The sequence below is a fragment of the Providencia burhodogranariea DSM 19968 genome (genome assembly GCF_000314855.2).
Taxonomy (GTDB): Bacteria; Pseudomonadota; Gammaproteobacteria; order Enterobacterales; family Enterobacteriaceae; genus Providencia; species Providencia burhodogranariea.
Genome location: NZ_KB233223.1, coordinates 233,065 through 249,087 on the forward strand (window position 1 = coordinate 233,065; position 16,023 = coordinate 249,087).

General features: G+C 38.7%; 15 protein-coding genes and 1 pseudogene. 8 read left to right on the forward strand and 8 right to left on the reverse strand.

Annotated features, from left to right (window positions below; translation table 11 throughout):
• Positions 1-20: 20 nt before the first annotated feature.
• Positions 21-791 carry a FadR/GntR family transcriptional regulator gene (locus tag OOA_RS11720; RefSeq protein ID WP_008912362.1) on the forward strand — a complete coding sequence of 257 codons (771 nt, stop codon included), beginning with the start codon at positions 21-23 and terminating at the stop codon, positions 789-791.
• Between the two features lie 4 nt (positions 792-795).
• Positions 796-1,848, forward strand: a complete 1,053-nt coding sequence (locus OOA_RS11725; protein ID WP_008912363.1) for an osmoprotectant NAGGN system M42 family peptidase — start codon at positions 796-798, stop codon at positions 1,846-1,848.
• 81 nt (positions 1,849-1,929) lie between these two features.
• On the opposite strand, the gene OOA_RS11730 is transcribed toward OOA_RS11725, so the two are convergent.
• Positions 1,930-3,234: an MFS transporter gene (locus OOA_RS11730; protein ID WP_008912364.1), complete on the reverse strand. Its 1,305-nt coding sequence runs from the start codon at positions 3,232-3,234 to the stop codon at positions 1,930-1,932.
• Positions 3,235-3,621: 387 nt separating this feature from the next.
• On the opposite strand from OOA_RS11730, the pseudogene OOA_RS21380 reads away from it, so the two are divergent.
• Positions 3,622-4,226 (forward strand): annotated as a pseudogene (locus OOA_RS21380) (Hcp family type VI secretion system effector).
• A gap of 250 nt (positions 4,227-4,476) precedes the next feature.
• Here OOA_RS21380 and OOA_RS11745 read toward each other — a convergent pair.
• From OOA_RS11745 to OOA_RS11770, 6 genes are all read right to left on the reverse strand, one after another.
• Entirely contained in the window at positions 4,477-5,520 is a 1,044-nt protein-coding gene (locus OOA_RS11745; RefSeq protein WP_008912365.1) for a tyrosine-protein phosphatase, read from the reverse strand.
• Between the two features lie 16 nt (positions 5,521-5,536).
• Positions 5,537-6,367, reverse strand: coding sequence for a PTS system mannose/fructose/sorbose family transporter subunit IID (locus OOA_RS11750; RefSeq protein ID WP_008912366.1), 831 nt, complete (start codon positions 6,365-6,367; stop codon positions 5,537-5,539).
• Complete coding sequence (locus tag OOA_RS11755) at positions 6,364-7,161, reverse strand: PTS mannose/fructose/sorbose/N-acetylgalactosamine transporter subunit IIC (protein WP_008912367.1); 798 nt, start codon at positions 7,159-7,161, stop codon at positions 6,364-6,366. Before OOA_RS11755 ends, OOA_RS11750 begins: the two co-directional genes overlap by 4 nt.
• Before the next feature lie 41 nt (positions 7,162-7,202).
• Positions 7,203-7,676, reverse strand: coding sequence for a PTS sugar transporter subunit IIB (locus OOA_RS11760; protein ID WP_008912368.1), 474 nt, complete (start codon positions 7,674-7,676; stop codon positions 7,203-7,205).
• Positions 7,677-7,687: 11 nt separating this feature from the next.
• Positions 7,688-8,119, reverse strand: coding sequence for a PTS sugar transporter subunit IIA (locus OOA_RS11765; RefSeq protein ID WP_008912369.1), 432 nt, complete (start codon positions 8,117-8,119; stop codon positions 7,688-7,690).
• Positions 8,120-8,314: 195 nt separating this feature from the next.
• The gene (locus tag OOA_RS11770; protein WP_236611224.1) at positions 8,315-9,169 is read right to left on the reverse strand and encodes a MurR/RpiR family transcriptional regulator; all 855 of its coding nucleotides are present in this window, start codon (positions 9,167-9,169) and stop codon (positions 8,315-8,317) included.
• Positions 9,170-9,840: 671 nt separating this feature from the next.
• Here OOA_RS11770 and dmsA point away from each other — a divergent pair.
• From dmsA to dmsD, 4 genes are all read left to right on the forward strand, one after another.
• A complete protein-coding gene (dmsA, locus tag OOA_RS11775) occupies positions 9,841-12,285 on the forward strand; it encodes a dimethylsulfoxide reductase subunit A (RefSeq protein WP_040691403.1) in 2,445 nt (814 codons plus the stop codon).
• A gap of 11 nt (positions 12,286-12,296) precedes the next feature.
• Positions 12,297-12,914 carry a DMSO/selenate family reductase complex B subunit gene (locus tag OOA_RS11780; protein WP_008912372.1) on the forward strand — a complete coding sequence of 206 codons (618 nt, stop codon included), beginning with the start codon at positions 12,297-12,299 and terminating at the stop codon, positions 12,912-12,914.
• 1 nt (position 12,915) lies between these two features.
• Positions 12,916-13,764, forward strand: coding sequence for a DmsC/YnfH family molybdoenzyme membrane anchor subunit (locus tag OOA_RS11785; RefSeq protein ID WP_008912373.1), 849 nt, complete (start codon positions 12,916-12,918; stop codon positions 13,762-13,764).
• Between the two features lie 221 nt (positions 13,765-13,985).
• Entirely contained in the window at positions 13,986-14,600 is a 615-nt protein-coding gene (gene dmsD / locus OOA_RS11790; protein WP_008912374.1) for a Tat proofreading chaperone DmsD, read from the forward strand.
• 389 nt (positions 14,601-14,989) lie between these two features.
• Here the strand turns inward: dmsD and OOA_RS11795 are convergent, their stop codons facing one another.
• Complete coding sequence (locus OOA_RS11795) at positions 14,990-15,298, reverse strand: hypothetical protein (RefSeq protein ID WP_008912375.1); 309 nt, start codon at positions 15,296-15,298, stop codon at positions 14,990-14,992.
• Between the two features lie 4 nt (positions 15,299-15,302).
• Between OOA_RS11795 and OOA_RS20630 the strand changes: the two genes are divergently transcribed.
• Positions 15,303-15,452, forward strand: coding sequence for a hypothetical protein (locus tag OOA_RS20630; RefSeq protein WP_158467574.1), 150 nt, complete (start codon positions 15,303-15,305; stop codon positions 15,450-15,452).
• Positions 15,453-16,023 lie beyond the last annotated feature (571 nt).

Consider the following 16,023-nt stretch of genomic DNA (forward strand, 5'->3'; position numbering starts at 1 on the left):
ACCACGGTCGGAAGAAATATATGAGCACAGAGAAACAGCCGATAGTAGAAACAGGGCGAATCAAACGCACGGATGAAATCGTTAACGCTATCAAAGAAACTATCATGGCGGAAAATTTGACACCCGGCGACAGATTGCCCCAAGAGAAAGATCTCATTGAGCGCTACTCGGCGAGTAAAAGTACGGTTAGGGAAGCGCTTAAATCCCTAGAAGTACAAGGACTGATTAAGACCAAAACAGGTCCAGGCGGCGGGGCATTTATTGATTCGATGACAGAATCTCGCGCCATGAGCCTGCTCTCTAATTATTTATTCACACGGGATATTTCCATCGCGGATATTTATACCCTGCGAAAATTACTCGAACCAGTGGTCGCAGTTAGTGCAATCGATAATATTGATAGTGCAGGTTTTCAAAAACTGTATGACACGATAGCCATTTATGATCATGAGCCAGTCGATGAAGAAGAACGCTGGAAGCAACGCATGGCCGAATTAGATTTCCACACTGTCGTCGCCAGCTATTCCGATAATGTTCTCCTAGTTTTTATCTGCCATTTCTTGCAACGTTTATTAAAAGATTTGGCAGTTTGCAAAGATATTTACCTGAAGCCAGAACCTGTGGAACGCCGTCAAGGTATTGATTATCAATACCAATTGATTGATGCAATGCGCCGTAAAGATGCAACAAAAGTGAAAGAAATTATGGAAGCGCATATGGATTATGCAGAACAAGCCATGTTGACTTTGCAAACCACCTTACAAGAACGATTTCTAAGTGAAGATAGGTAACGAAATGATTGATAAAGACTATCTAAAATCCGTATTAAAGACATTGCTACTGACTCCAAGCCCTGTAGGGATGACTGAAAAAGCCGTAGCACAAACCCATCAATGGTTAGTTGAGTTAGGTTTCCAACCTCAATATACCCGCAGAGGGGTATTGCATATTACTTTGGGTGCAAGTGAACCTAAAAGAGCATTGGCTGCGCATCTAGATACGCTCGGTGCAATGGTGACACAATTAAAACCGAATGGTCGACTCGCATTACGTAATACCGGCACTTGGGCAGCTCGTTTTGCGGAAGGGGCAAGGGTGACGGTATTTTGTGATGATAATCAGTACCGTGGAACTATTTTACCGCTAAAAGCATCAGGGCATCGTTTTAATACCGAAGTAGATACGCAAATTGCAGATTGGGATAACCTCGAAATTCGTTTAGATGCACCATGCTACACACAAGCTGATTTGCAAGCACATGGCTTTAATGTCGGTGATATGGTTGCGGTGGATGCGCAGCCTGAATTTATCGAGAATGGTTTTATTGTTTCTCGTCATTTGGATGATAAAGCGGGCTGTGCTGTGATGCTCGCGGCACTTAAATCGTTGGTGGATGACAAGGCGATCCCTAAGGTTACGTGCCAACTGATGTTTACCATTTCAGAAGAGGTCGGAATTGGTGGAACACATGGCTTTGGGTCTGAAGTACAAGAGTTGTTAGCAATTGATAACTCAGTGTCAGCACCTGATCAAACTACGCGAGATGATGCATTGACGTTAGCATTTAGAGATAGAACAGGGCCATTTGATTTAGCGATTACTCGCCATCTACTTAAGCTATGTCAGGAACATAATATTCCTCATGTTAGAGATACCTTTAAACACTATCGCTCTGATAGTGCGGCGGCGATTGATGCGGGTTGGGATATTCGTGCGGCATTAGCGTGTTTTGCACTGGATAGTTCACATGGATGGGAAAGAACCCATCTTGATTCGCTGGTGGCATTAGCGACATTAGTCAGACATTATATTGAAAGTGATTTAGTGCCATTACCGGGCAGTAACTAACGTTTTTCTGTGGTATCGATTGAATGATTTAGGCGCAAAAAGAATTGTTCTCTTTGCGCCTTTTTTGATTAAAGAATCAATTTATTGTTTATCATTTAAAAATTCAGGTTCTTTAGGAAGCTTAAAGCAGCAGAATAAACAAACAAGGAGCACGATCATGACATAGATGAAAAATGTATTTTCTGCGCCACTAGCTTTAAATTGCAGAGCTACGGAAGGTGCGGAGCCACCGAAAATTGCATTCCCTATCGCATAAGACATACCAACACCCAACGCACGCACGTGAGGTGGGAACATTTCCGCTTTAACTAGTCCACTGATTGAAGTGTAAAAGCTCAGCAACATCATTAAAAAGATCAGCAATAGGGCGATAATGACTGGCGAGTCGGCAAAGTAACGCATACCTAACACCATCACAGGATAGATAAAGATCAGCATCGATAAGGTAAAAATAATCATGGCAGCACGACGACCAATTTTATCCGAGATAATACCGAACAGTGGCTGAGCTATCATGAAGAAGAACAGTGCCGTCGTCATAATATAGCCAACGACTTTGCTATCAATACCGATATTGGTTAAATAAGTTTTTGAATAGACTGTAATGATATAAAAACACAACGAACCCGCGGCGGTATAACCGATAACTAAGATAAATGATTGCCAGTGCTCTTTTAGTAGAGCAATAACAGAGCCGGATTCTTTAGCTTCAGCGGCTTCAACAGTTAAAGTTTCTTCAAGGCGTTTTCGGGCAACTAAGGCAATAATTGCAGCAAATCCACCGAGGACAAAAGGTATACGCCAAGCGCCATTATGTAATTGTTCCTCGCTAAGAAATGCCAACATAATGACACTGAGTAAGCTGGCTAATAATTGCCCGCCAGATAAAGTGACATATTGGAATGAAGCGAAAAATCCACGTTGCCCTTTAAGTCCCAATTCACTCATATAAGTCGCGACCGCACCATATTCGCCACCAACAGATAAACCTTGTAGCAAACGAACGAGTAGCAATAATAATGGTGCTAACATGCCGACTTGTGCATACGTTGGTAGAGCCGCAAATAAGAAAGAGCTAAAGCCCATCAGGTAGATGGATGCTACCATCGAGCGCTTGCGACCGTGACGATCAGCGATTCGGCCAAATATCCAGCTACCAATTGGGCGCATAAAGAAACTGGCGGCGAAGACACCCCAAACATAAATCGATTGTGTAAGAGGATCCATATCTTGAGGGGTGAGTGCTTTTGTGAAATACGCCGCAAATACGGCATAGATGTAAAAATCGAACCACTCAACGAGGTTACCAGAGGCTGCTCCAACAATACCGCGAATACATTTTGCTTTTGCTTTCGCATCTACTTTTTTTACATCAGCTTGAGACATTTCCAATTTAGTACCACCGCGACATTAATTAACAAGTTATTAACTAATAGCGGTAATTATCTAGTGAGTCAATATATGACTATCTTGTAAGTTAAATACTGAGATCAATATCCTGTTTTAATCTGTTATTGCGATGTCTTTTGTGATTGTGGTTTTTTGTTAGTAGTTTGTTTTTTAAATGTTTTATTTGGTTTTAACTCTTTTTTCTTTATTAGTCAGAATATGTGAAAGTAAAATCCGTTTTTGGTTGATATTTACCAGCTAAAATTTATATTTAGTCTTTATGTGACTATATTGGTGTAATCAGAGAACTGAGTTAACATGGTTCTCTTAACTTAAATTGATGCATGTAGCGTGTATCTTTATTTTTTATTAAAAGGAGTTTTTATGGCATATCCGACTTATTTAACGTTAAAAGGTAAAAGCCAAGGTCTGATTTCGGCGGGGTGCTCATCCCAAGATTCAATAGGCAATCGTTACCAAGTGGGTCATGAGGATGAAATCCAAGTTATCGGTGCAAATTATGGTTCTTTTCGTGAGCAAAATGCATCTTATATACTCAAAATAATTCAAGTTTCAGCTAGGCGACAAATGAAGATAGTCGGGGAGCATAGATAAACTATTTGACTCGGCTAGCTGAGAGTGGTCAACAACGCTGCAACTTGAAGTATAACGAGTATAGACCTGTCGTATTTACTAAGCCGATTGATAAATCCTCCCCATTACTGTCTCTTACGCTTGATAATAATGAAGTTCTAGAGGCGGTATTCCTATTTTATCGCACAAGTCAAAATGGACAGCTTGAGAAATATTATGAAGTCAAGCTAACAGGCGTTTCTTTGATTGAAATATCGGATATATTCCCTGATTCAATAAAAGATAATGAATCAATGCCATACCAGCGTATTCAGATGAAATACGCATCGATATCAAGAAATCATTTAATGGCGAATACATCAAGCTACAGTATAAATAGTGATATGATTAAGTAGCTTTAATATCAAAAGAGATGTTTACTGTTTACACATCTCTTTTGATATAACGTATTAAATCAACCAATATATATTCATCTTTAAATATTAATTCTACCGCTCTGTAAGCTGCTGAAAAAACGATTGCGAAGCGAGCAAGTATGCTCTAATCCCCGCGTGATTAGATATAGGTAGGCACCAATCCAATCATTTAATTGAAATAAGCGTAATTAATATTGTTAAACTAATGAATTTATATTTTGTGAGCTTATTACTCTAAATAAATTGACTGCATTTTTTTAAATTCGTCATGACTAAACCCAAGTTCATTAATAATATAATTCTCTACCGTACCTGATACTTGTTTCATGCTGTTGAATACTTCAATAATAAACGATTCTCGTGTATCGATTAATGAAAGTAAGTAATCTAACACGTTCTGTTCTTGCGTGATTTCACGATAGGCTTTCATTTTTACTTCATTGCGTGCAAGTCGATTAAAATGCGTCAACATATAATCGTAAATGATTGTTTCTTCGCTCACCCCTAACATAACTAGCACTAATAGAACGCCATAACCGGTTCGGTCTTTTCCACCACGGCAGTGTTGAATACTGGGACTATTATTGCTATCAAGTAAAACTTGGATCATCTTACGAAAAGCGGTTTTGGATTTTTCACTCACAACAAACTGGCGATATTGTTCTATTATTTGTTTCCCATCACCATTGATAAGCTCTTTAGGGATATCTCGGATAATGCTATCAATAAGAGCCTTGTCTTCATTGCTGGGATCAGCGGCAAATTGCGCTGCAAGTTCTGCGGTTTGTGCCGTCGCATCTAAATGAAAAGTATGTTTTTCACCAATATCACAGTTAGGCGATTTATTAATTTCATTTTGGCTACGATAATCAATGATACTACTTATCTTTAATTGCTTGAGGTAATCAATTGCACCATTACTGAGGTTAAATAGGTGATTAGAGCGATATAATACACCCCATTTTATTTTTTTACCTTGAGCGCCTGTATAGCCACCAATATCACGGAAATTATTTAACCCTTCGATAGGTAAAGTTCGCTCTGCAAACAGCTCGTATTGGTTGCCTTGCTGTAAAATAAAATAGATACGCTGTTTAGCTTCTAAAGGATCATGTACGGTTAGTGTGTTGCTAATTTCGCTGGTAATAAAGTTATTGGGATCTATCGCTATTGTTGGCTGATGACTCCAATAAAGCTTGGCGTTATCCTTTGGGATTTCATCGAATATTAGCTCAAGAGTCTGGCTACTGATTCTATTAATTGTCACTCTCATAATGCTTACCTTTTTTCTATCCTAAAATTCCAAATACTGAACAAATAACACCCATAACCATCATGCCGATAATTAATGTGACGGTATGTTTTCCTTGTAATTTACGCACTAGGAAGAAAACACCTAAGGCAAACAATAAGGTTAAAAGATTGGGAATGACCTTATCGAACATTTCTTGTACTTTTATCGATTGTTCACCGACTGAAATGGTGAGCGGTGTCGCTATCTTGACCGTTGTGGCTATTAAGGATCCTAGGACCATGACCCCGACGACATTCGCAATATTAGTGATACGCTGGATGATATTTGATTTTTTCGACTGCTCGATTAAATCAACGCCTTTGTTGTAGCCATAATGAATAAAGAAATATTTTGTGCCGATATTGACGATGTTAAACAAAATAAACATCAGGATAGGGCCAATGATATTACCTTGTAGAGCAAATGCGGCACCAATACTGCCGCAGATCGGTAACCAGGTGAATTTTAATAAGCTATCACCCAGTCCTGCAAATGGCCCCATTAATCCAGCTTTCACAGAGATAACCGCATCTTTTTCTTCTTCGGTGGTTTTCTCTTCGAGTGCAGCGGTGACGCCTAATATCAATGCCCCAGCATTAATTTGTGTATTAAAGAATTCAAAGTGACGCTGCATCGCTTTAATACGTGTTTCTTGATCTGCTTTTTCATAGAGCTTATCTAAAACGGGTACCATACAGTGTGCAAAACCGATTGTTTGCAATTTTTCGTAGTTATAAGAGAACGACATTGTTTGGATACGCCAAAACATGCTATTCAACTCTTTCTTGGATAATTTTTTATTTTCTGATGTATTAGTATCACTCATAAGTCATACTCCTCTTCTTCATTATTCTTTTTGGAATATTGTGTTTCTTTTTCTTCTTCTGGTTTGGCGCGAGAGCCACTGGTAAATGCCATGTCATATAAAACGGCAAACGCCAGTGCAATAAAGGTGATTGGAATAATCGGCAGTTTTAAATAAGTGGTTAACATAAAACCAAGGAGGAAGAAAAACCACATTCTACCTTTAAGGAGCATCAGCAATAAGATACAAATACCAACTGCTGGAATTAATTTAGAAGCAACACCCATACCTGTAAGAATACTTTCAGGTACAGCTTCTAATACGCTATTAACAAGTGCACTACCAAAATAAACGGCCATAAAACACGGAATAGCACGAATAAGAAACCAGATTGGTGTTGAGAAATAATGAACTTTAGTCAGGCCGCTATAGTTACCGTTTACAATTGACTTACTAGCCCACACGTTCAGAAAGCTAGCAAATGAACGCCAAATAATCAGTAATTGCTGACAGAGAATTGAAACAGGAACAGCGAGCGCAATACCGGCTGCAATTCCACCATTGGAAGCGATACCAAGCGCAACACCGATGATAGAACCTGCGATAATATCAGGTGCTGAATAGGCTCCCACATTACCAATGCCCATCCACATCAATTCTAAAGTTGCACTGATGGCTAACCCTTGAACCATATCACCCATAATAATCCCAGCAACAGTACCGGTTAGTAATGGGCGTCTTAACATTTGTGGACCAACATCATCCAATGAGCAAATACCTGCCCATACAGCTATTAGAATGGCCTCAACCAACATAATAGACTCCTCACTTATTTGCGAAAATAAGCGTGATAAAATTAATTAATGAGTGTTTTTAATTCAACAATTGGATCTTTAGGAACCATTTGAATTTCAACGGTGACATTGCGATTAATCAGTGATTTAAAGGCTTGCTCTTCTTCTGGTGTTACAGCAACTGCACGGGAAAGATTGCGTCTACCATCTTGCATCCGCATTCCACCGACATTTAGTTTTTCAAGTGTTAAACCATTTTCCACTAATTTGTTCACATCGATACTATTGGTAAATAGCAGCATAGTGCGTCGTTTAATGTCTGTTTTTTTCAAAACCTCAATAAATTTATCAACACTAAATACAACGATTTTAAGATCAGGTGGTGCAGCCATTGCTAAAACAGATTGTTGAACTGTATCGGTGGCCACTTTGTCATTAACAATGATCACCTGTTCAATATCGAAATTTTTTACCCAAGTTGTAATGACTTGGCCATGAATTAGTCGGTCATCGATTCGTGCGACATTAATTGGCATGAGCTTATCTCCTAGAGTTCGTAGTCAGATTGTTCAGTTACTTTCAATTGTCCCCCGACATTGAAGCAACTGTCTGGAAATACGTCATTAATGACTTGGTGTATTTCACTGATGGGTAAATCACGATTACTTAAAATCTCTAATAAGGTTGGGATATTGATGCCACAATAAAGCGAGACATCATTTTGTGTGAGAACAAGCTCACTCGCTAAATTGCAGGGTGAGCCACCGAGCAAATCTACCAAAATGAGAACACCATTTCCTTGATTGAGGTTTCGGTATGCAGTGAACATTTGTTCTCTAACTTCATTAATATTGCTTTCTTTTTGGATAGAGATAACGGCAATATTTTCTTGCTGACCAATCAACATTTCAGCACATTCCATTAACCCTTGAGCAAATGGACCATGGCTTGCGAGTATGATAGGAATTTCAGTCGACATTTTAATCCCCTAGTTATTGTAACATTGTTACTTTTTATATTTATATTTAAAGTAACAATATCACAAATAAAAAATGTCGGTACTCTCTGAGCCGATAAAAGAGTTATTTTTGTGAGCTTGATCTGATGTTGTCATTGAAAACTGCATCAGACCATTGAGTGTGTGGTGAGAAAATTTGTGGGTAATGGGCAGGAATTAATTATTACTATTTAGGCGAGAAAAACGTTCAGCTCGCGTGCTTATTTGTTTAGATATACGCTCATCATACTGTTTAATAAAAAGATTTGTGATCAACATATTGATGATGGTTAACTGGGATATTTTCGAGCGAATGGGAATAATACGCGAAACATTCTCTGTTGAAATCGTATGTAAAATAGTTTCAGCAAGGTTCGATACTGAACTTTGCCCCATTTTAGTAATCGCAATAGTAGGGACATTCAGCTCACGTGCCAATGTGAGTAGCTTAATGCATTCATGATTTTCACCAGAATGGGAAATAACAATCACTAAATCATTTTCATTCAGAGTGTTAACGATACTAAATTGAATGCTGTAATCTAGATGGCAGTTAACATCTTTCTTAATTTTAATCAGCTGGTATTCAAGTTCTTTCGCAACAAGCCCACTACTGCCTGCGCCATAAATCACAATTTTCTGACTTTTACTAATGAGCTCATTCGCTTGTTTAAATGAATTTAAATTGACCAAGGCACAGGTCTCATCAATCGAAGATTTTTCAATCATGCTGACCTTATGGTTAACAGTTTCTATCGAGTCATTAATATTAATGTCTTCTTGAAGAAATTCATCATAAGGTTGACTGCTAATCGATGAAATAAGATCAATTTTAAGCTCACTAAAGCCTTGATAACCTAGCTTATGGCACAGGCGTAAAATCGTGGTCGTACTGACATTATTTTCTTGAGCTAGAGATTGGATACTCACACTTTGGATGTGCTTCTTATTAGCAACAATATACTCTGCTACCTGTTTTTCTTTGGTGGAGAGGCTATCCTTAGATTCGCGTAATTTTAAATCTATCATCATATACCTTGCTAATAAGTGAAAAATCGATGCTTGGGTTTTGATCCTACCACATATCGAAAATAGCGGAATCACGACTTTTGATGATTGTGCGGTAACTCGCTTAGTTACCAGTCAGTTTATTGATGTCTAATTAACGAGATAATTAAATAAAAATAATTCTCATTCAGTTTAATGGTTATTAATTATTTTCTATTAACCTATTTTATTTATTAATTTAAATATCACTTTAGTCTATTATTTTTAGCACTAATTGTTATTGATAAATATTGTTTGGTTAATTGTTATTATCTAAAAACAATCAATTAATGAAATTATAAAAAACCAAAAACAAATTATCAAAGGTTAAATACCAGTTTGTCATGCTGGATTGGTGGTTATATTTTAATTAAAGTTCCTTGTTGTGCATTTTGTTATATAGCGATATATCATTTATCTCTATCAACTCATTAATTTAAAACACTTTGTATAAGTAATTATCAAGTTATTTATTGATGTAAAACAACCCTTCAATTTTATGGGTTGATATGATTAACCATATCAAAAATCTCATAATCTTCATTGTGTGACTAATCGTTTTTATTTCGAATAGAGCGCACCTCAAATTCATTTAAATTAGTTTTGATGAAAATTTGATTTCCAATATTCATAATAATTAACCAGGTGAGTAATGTATGGCTAATATGAAAGAGAAAGCGTCAGTTTTTGCTCCTCTTACCCGTCGTGGATTCGTTAAAGCAGGGACTATCACGGGTTTGGCTGCAGCGGCTGGAGGGTTTTCCCTCCCTTTCAGCTCCTCAGCAATTGCAGAGCAAAAAACAGCAGCCTCAACAGAGGATGAAAAAGTTGTTTGGAGTGCATGCACCGTAAACTGTGGGAGCCGTTGTCCACTACGTATGCACGTTGTTGATGGTGAAATCAAATATGTCGAAACTGATAACACAGGTAATGACGTATATGAAGATCTTCATCAAGTGCGCGCTTGCCTGCGTGGGCGTTCAATGCGCCGTCGCGTTTATAATCCAGACCGTTTACGCTATCCAATGATGCGTGTTGGTAAACGTGGGGAAGGCAAATTCAAACGAATTAGCTGGGATGAAGCCTTTGATGCCATTACTGACAATATGAAGCGTTTAATAAACGACTATGGCAATGAATCTATTTACTTAAATTACGGTACAGGTACTTTGGGTGGCACCATGACTAAATCATGGCCACCGGGTGCAACCTTAATTGCTCGTTTAATGAATTGTTGTGGTGGTTACTTAAATCACTATGGTGACTACAGTACTGCACAGATTGCCGCTGGGTTGAATTATACCTACGGTGGTTGGGCTGATGGTAATAGCCCATCCGATATTGAAAATTCAAAACTGGTTGTCATGTTTGGTAATAACCCGGGTGAAACTCGTATGAGTGGCGGCGGTGTGACTTATTATGTCGAGCAAGCGCGTGAGAAATCTAACGCAAAAATGATCATCATCGATCCGCGTTATACCGATACAGGTGCAGGTCGTGAAGATGAATGGATCCCAATTCGTCCGGGTACCGATGCAGCATTAGTCAATGCAATTGCCTATGTGATGATCAAAGAAGGCATGGTGGATAAGCCTTTCCTTGATAAATATTGTGTAGGCTATGACGAAACCACTATGCCAGCTGGCGCACCAAAAAATGCACATTATAAAGCATACATTCTTGGTGAAGGTCCCGATGGACAGCCAAAAACCCCTGAGTGGGCAGCTTCAATTACAGGTATTCCAGCAGCACGTATCGTAAAATTAGCACGTGAAATTGGTAGTGCAAAACCAGCGTATATCGTACAAGGTTGGGGTCCTCAACGTCGTTCTAATGGTGAATTGGCCTCTCGAGCTATTTCAATGCTCGCTATTTTAACCGGTAATATCGGTATTAATGGCGGCAACACGGGGGCACGTGAGGGGTCTTATAGCATTCCATTTGTTCGTATGCCAACTCTGACCAATCCAGTCAATACCAGCATTTCAATGTTTATGTGGACAGATGCCATTTTACGTGGTCCTGAGATGACGGCAACGCGTGACGGTGTTCGCGGTAAAGACAAACTAGATGTACCGATTAAAATGGTGTGGAACTATGCAGGTAACTGTTTGGTGAACCAACATTCGGAAATTAATCGTACGCATGACATCCTACAAGATGAATCTAAATGCGAAATGATTGTGGTGATTGATAACCACATGACATCGTCAGCTAAATATGCCGATATTTTGTTGCCTGATTGCACGGCATCAGAGCAGATGGATTTTTGTATGGACGCCTCTGCCGGTAATATGTCCTATGTTATTTTTGCGGATCAGGCAATCAAGCCACGTTTTGAAAGCCGCAATATTTATGAAATGACGAGTGAATTGGCTAAACGCATGGGCGTTGCTGAGCAATTTACCGAAAATCGTACTCAAGAAGAGTGGCTACGCCATCTTTATGAGCAATCTCGCGAAGCACTACCTGAATTACCGACTTTCGAAGAGTTCCGTGCTCAAGGTATTTTCAAAAAACGTGATCCGAAAGGCCATCATGTTGCCTATCGCAGTTTCCGCGAAGACCCTGTTGCCAATCCACTTACTACGCCATCAGGTAAAATTGAGATCTACTCTTCTCAATTAGCGGAATTGCAGGATACATGGGAGCTGGAGTCTGGTGATGTGATCCATCCTTTACCAGTCTATTCGGTAGGCTTTGAGCAGTATGGCGACCCATTAATGGAAAAATATCCATTACAGTTGACTGGCTTCCACTATAAATCCCGCACTCACTCAACTTATGGCAACGTGGATGTCCTAAAAGCAGCGTGTCCTCAAGAGCTATGGATAAACCCATTAGATGCGGGTAAACGTGATTTAAAACAGGGCGATTTGGTGCGGATTTATAATGATAGAGGGGAAGTACGCGTTCAGGTCAAAGTGACGCCGCGTATTTTACCGGGAGTAGTTGGTTTGGGTGAAGGTGCTTGGTATAGCCCTGATGGTAACCGAGTTGATCATGCGGGAAGCATTAATGTTTTAACCACTCAACGCCCATCACCATTGGCGAAGGGAAACCCGTCACACTCCAATCTCGTTGAAGTCGTTAAGGCTTAAGGATGTCAGTTATGTCAACGCAATATGGTTTTTATATCGATTCAAGTCGTTGCACTGGCTGCAAAACCTGTGAGCTAGCGTGTAAAGACTTTAAAAACTTATCACCTGAAGTGAATTTCCGCCGTATTTATGAATATGCAGGCGGAGATTGGACAGAACAGGATGGCGTGTATGGACAGAATGTTTTCGCCTATTACTTGTCGATTTCCTGTAATCATTGTGACGACCCTGCGTGTGCCAAAGTGTGTCCAAGTGGTGCAATGCATAAACGTGAAGATGGCTTTGTGGTTGTGAATGAAGAAGTGTGTATTGGTTGTCGTTATTGCAGCATGGCTTGCCCTTACGGTGCACCGCAATTCGATGAAGTTAAAGGTCATATGACCAAGTGTGATGGTTGTTATGAGCGAGTGGCAGAAGGTAAAAAGCCAATCTGTGTTGATTCATGTCCATTACGTGCTTTGGATATGGCACCAATCGAAGAATTGCGTGAAAAATATGGCTCGTTGGCGGAGATTGCACCATTACCATCTGAAAAATACACACATCCAAATATTGTGTTGAAATTGAATGCCAATAGTCGTCCTGTCGGTGATACCACCGGGCATCTGGCTAATCCGGAGGAGGTGTAATATGGGCTCAGGAATTCATGAATGGCCATTGATGTTTTTTACTGTGATTGGCCAAAGTGTCGCAGGCGCCTTTGTGATGATCGCTGCGATTATACTCAGTGGAAAGCTCTCTGCCGATCTTAATCGTAAAGTGCATTACAGTATGTTTGGGCTGTGGATATTAATGGGAATTGGTTTTCTTTTATCAACAATGCACATGGGAAGCCCTTTACGAGCATTCAATGCATTTAATCGATTAGGTGCTTCTCCCTTGAGTAATGAAATTGCTACTGGTGCACTATTTTTTGCCTTAGGCGGTTTGTATTGGTTACTCGCCGTATTGAATAAAATGCCCGTGTTTCTGGGTAAAATGTGGTTGATGGTGGTCATGGTACTGGCAGCTATATTTGTTATAGCGACTGCGCGAGTCTACCAAATCGAGACAGTCCCAACATGGAATAATAGTTATACTTTGGTGAATTTCATCCTGACCGCATTTCTTGGTGGCCCTATCTTGGCAGCGTTATTACTGCGTATCGCTGGGTTTGACTTGCAATGTATTCGACGTGTTCCTACGCTCAGTGTGATTGCATTGTTGGTGAGTGTCATGGCAGCTATCTCGCAAGGCTTTGAACTGGCGAGTATCGAAACACCTGTGCAAAGAGCCGTCGACTTAGTGCCAGACTATGGAATATTAATGGATATTAAAATAGTCGCGATTGCATTTGGCTTGGGTTGCTGGATCATTCCGTTAGTGGCAAGACGAAACCCGTCTCTGGTGAATATGGGAATTGGTTTCTTGCTAGTTCTCGCCGGTGAAGTGGTTGGGCGGGGAGTGTTTTATGGGTTGCATATGACTGTTGGCATCTAACCCGTCATACTTCGAGCTGTCTCGTTGTTGGCTACGCTCAGTTACCTGAATTATTTAGGGCTATATATGTAATAAGGCTATAGATATAGTAGGGTTATGATTTATATAGTAATAAATGTAACTTGAATTATTAAGAGGGGTAGTCATTGAGTTAGTCGCTTGATACTATCCCTTTTAAGAAAATCTTCCGTAAACTCAACAATAAGAGAAATAGCATAATAATGAGTGAACAATATTTCAGTGATATCTCTCTGACAGCTCGGGTGCTTGGAGCTGGATTCTATTATTCCCCCGCGGATGTGCAGGAGATTATTCAATTACTATCATCTCGGGCGTGGACTGAAGATTGGCCTTATGGTTCGGCTGAACAAAAACAGCATATCGCGGATAAACTTGCTATTACTCAGAGCGAGAATGAAACGCTGGATGAGGCTTATCAGCGCTTATTTATCGGACCATATGCGCTCCCTTCACCACCATGGGGATCTGTTTGGTTGGATAAAGAGAACGTGATTTTTGGCGATTCTACATTACAGCTAAGAGAATGGATGCAACATAATCATATTGATATTCGTTTAACGCAAAACGAACCAGAAGATCATTTTGGTTTATTGCTGATGATGGTGGCTTGGGTAGTGGAAAATAACCCACAGAAGTTACCTGAATTACTCGCGCAGCACATTTTGCCTTGGGGATTTCACTATTTAGATAAAATGCAAAAAAATGCTAATTTCCCTTTCTATGTCGGGTTGGCAGAATTGGCGCATCTCACCCTTACGGGGTGGCAGAAAAATCTAAATATCGAAGCTGATAAAAAAATGATTTTTTTCCGTTAATTAATCTAAGATTGGCTCAAGCCATTACTTGACGTCCTATTCTTCAGTATTTGTGATTTTCAGTGATGGCTTTTCTGATATAAAATAAGATGTAATCAATTAAGTTAATTCAATTCAATATCAAGCCGTGTAGGCTGTTGTAGCGTAGGCTTACACTCTTTCAATGATTATTTACTTCCCCGATAATAACTCTTTTTGCTTAGTTATTTAGTCTCTGATTTCAATTTAGAGAAAATGGAATCCAGTATTTTTTGAGCTTCTTTTTGTTTAATCAAACCTTTACGAAAGGTATAGTCACGTTCTATGCTCATGTATTTAACTCGAACTTTAAACATATAATCATTCTCTGTTACTAGAGTTATCGCATTTAAAGGGATGAGGTAGCTATGTTAAAATATTGATGGAGTGATAATTAAGTTAGCTTTAGATACACCTAATAGGATCTTGTTTTTCAAAAATAAAGCATTGCAAAAAGATATGATCCCTAGAGCGGCAACAATCATACCGATACTTGGCGCTATAATTGCAACCAATGCACCGAAAATAAAATAGAGCACACCTATCATGATAAGTTGAGATATTTTAAAGCTAAGGGAAATATCAACATGTTGTTGGCTAAATACAGTGAAATGTCGATTTACTCGATTTTGATAGCTATAAAGGTAACCAATAAGAAATATAAAGCTAAAGGGAATCATCGGTATGGTTCCCACAATAGCAACAATTAATCCAGCTTTCGATGATTTGGATAAAATAAAAAGGCTGATTAATTATAGAAAAATAGAAATACCAAATGAAATACAAGCTTTAGAAAATACTAAAGTAATAAAACGTTCATTCCTGCTTGAATAATAATGAATATTATTATCATTTAATGTGAAGGTATCAGTTAAATATGATGCAGTAAATACCAATACGTTAATGAATAAACCAAACAAAATTAAAAAATTAAACTTTTTCATTTAAGATACATCCTTTTATTTTTAAACAAGATGTTATCTCATTTAGTCCCTAATCCAAATTAAATTAGCCTTAAATTCGTTTTTAATTGTAATTTTTGTCGTGAAATAGTGTGTCATTTTTATGACTTCAAGTAAGACAACATATTGAAAGTCATAAAGGTACTAATTTCTTTTATTTTCATAATGAATTCCTAGTGTTTTGATAACGGTTGCGAGCAATCTATCAGTGAGTATTTTTTTAACTGTCAATTGATTGACAGATTATCTCTCGTGAGGATTTTTTAGTGATAAATTTGAGCTAGATCTCTTTATGTTGTATGACAACCTATAAAACAATGACAAAGTCATTATACCAATCGAGTTTTGGGAGTGAAATTTGCTTTACGAAGTCACATTTTTTGATTTTTATTATTTCAATAGACTATTTTTTTTGCACAGTATAGTGGTATGTATCGAATAGG

Excerpts from the sequence above, each read along its gene's own strand:
- OOA_RS11720 (WP_008912362.1), top strand. The coding sequence starts at position 21 with ATGAGCACAGAGAAACAGCCGATAGTAGAAACAGGGCGAATCAAACGC.
- OOA_RS11725 (WP_008912363.1), top strand. The coding sequence starts at position 796 with ATGATTGATAAAGACTATCTAAAATCCGTATTAAAGACATTGCTACTG.
- OOA_RS11730 (WP_008912364.1), bottom strand. The coding sequence starts at position 3,234 with ATGTCTCAAGCTGATGTAAAAAAAGTAGATGCGAAAGCAAAAGCAAAA.
- OOA_RS11745 (WP_008912365.1), bottom strand. The coding sequence starts at position 5,520 with ATGAGAGTGACAATTAATAGAATCAGTAGCCAGACTCTTGAGCTAATA.
- OOA_RS11750 (WP_008912366.1), bottom strand. The coding sequence starts at position 6,367 with ATGAGTGATACTAATACATCAGAAAATAAAAAATTATCCAAGAAAGAG.
- OOA_RS11755 (WP_008912367.1), bottom strand. The coding sequence starts at position 7,161 with ATGTTGGTTGAGGCCATTCTAATAGCTGTATGGGCAGGTATTTGCTCA.
- OOA_RS11760 (WP_008912368.1), bottom strand. The coding sequence starts at position 7,676 with ATGCCAATTAATGTCGCACGAATCGATGACCGACTAATTCATGGCCAA.
- OOA_RS11765 (WP_008912369.1), bottom strand. The coding sequence starts at position 8,119 with ATGTCGACTGAAATTCCTATCATACTCGCAAGCCATGGTCCATTTGCT.
- OOA_RS11770 (WP_236611224.1), bottom strand. The coding sequence starts at position 9,169 with ATGATGATAGATTTAAAATTACGCGAATCTAAGGATAGCCTCTCCACC.
- dmsA (WP_040691403.1), top strand. The coding sequence starts at position 9,841 with ATGGCTAATATGAAAGAGAAAGCGTCAGTTTTTGCTCCTCTTACCCGT.
- OOA_RS11780 (WP_008912372.1), top strand. The coding sequence starts at position 12,297 with ATGTCAACGCAATATGGTTTTTATATCGATTCAAGTCGTTGCACTGGC.
- OOA_RS11785 (WP_008912373.1), top strand. The coding sequence starts at position 12,916 with ATGGGCTCAGGAATTCATGAATGGCCATTGATGTTTTTTACTGTGATT.
- dmsD (WP_008912374.1), top strand. The coding sequence starts at position 13,986 with ATGAGTGAACAATATTTCAGTGATATCTCTCTGACAGCTCGGGTGCTT.
- OOA_RS11795 (WP_008912375.1), bottom strand. The coding sequence starts at position 15,298 with ATGATTCCCTTTAGCTTTATATTTCTTATTGGTTACCTTTATAGCTAT.
- OOA_RS20630 (WP_158467574.1), top strand. The coding sequence starts at position 15,303 with ATGGTTCCCACAATAGCAACAATTAATCCAGCTTTCGATGATTTGGAT.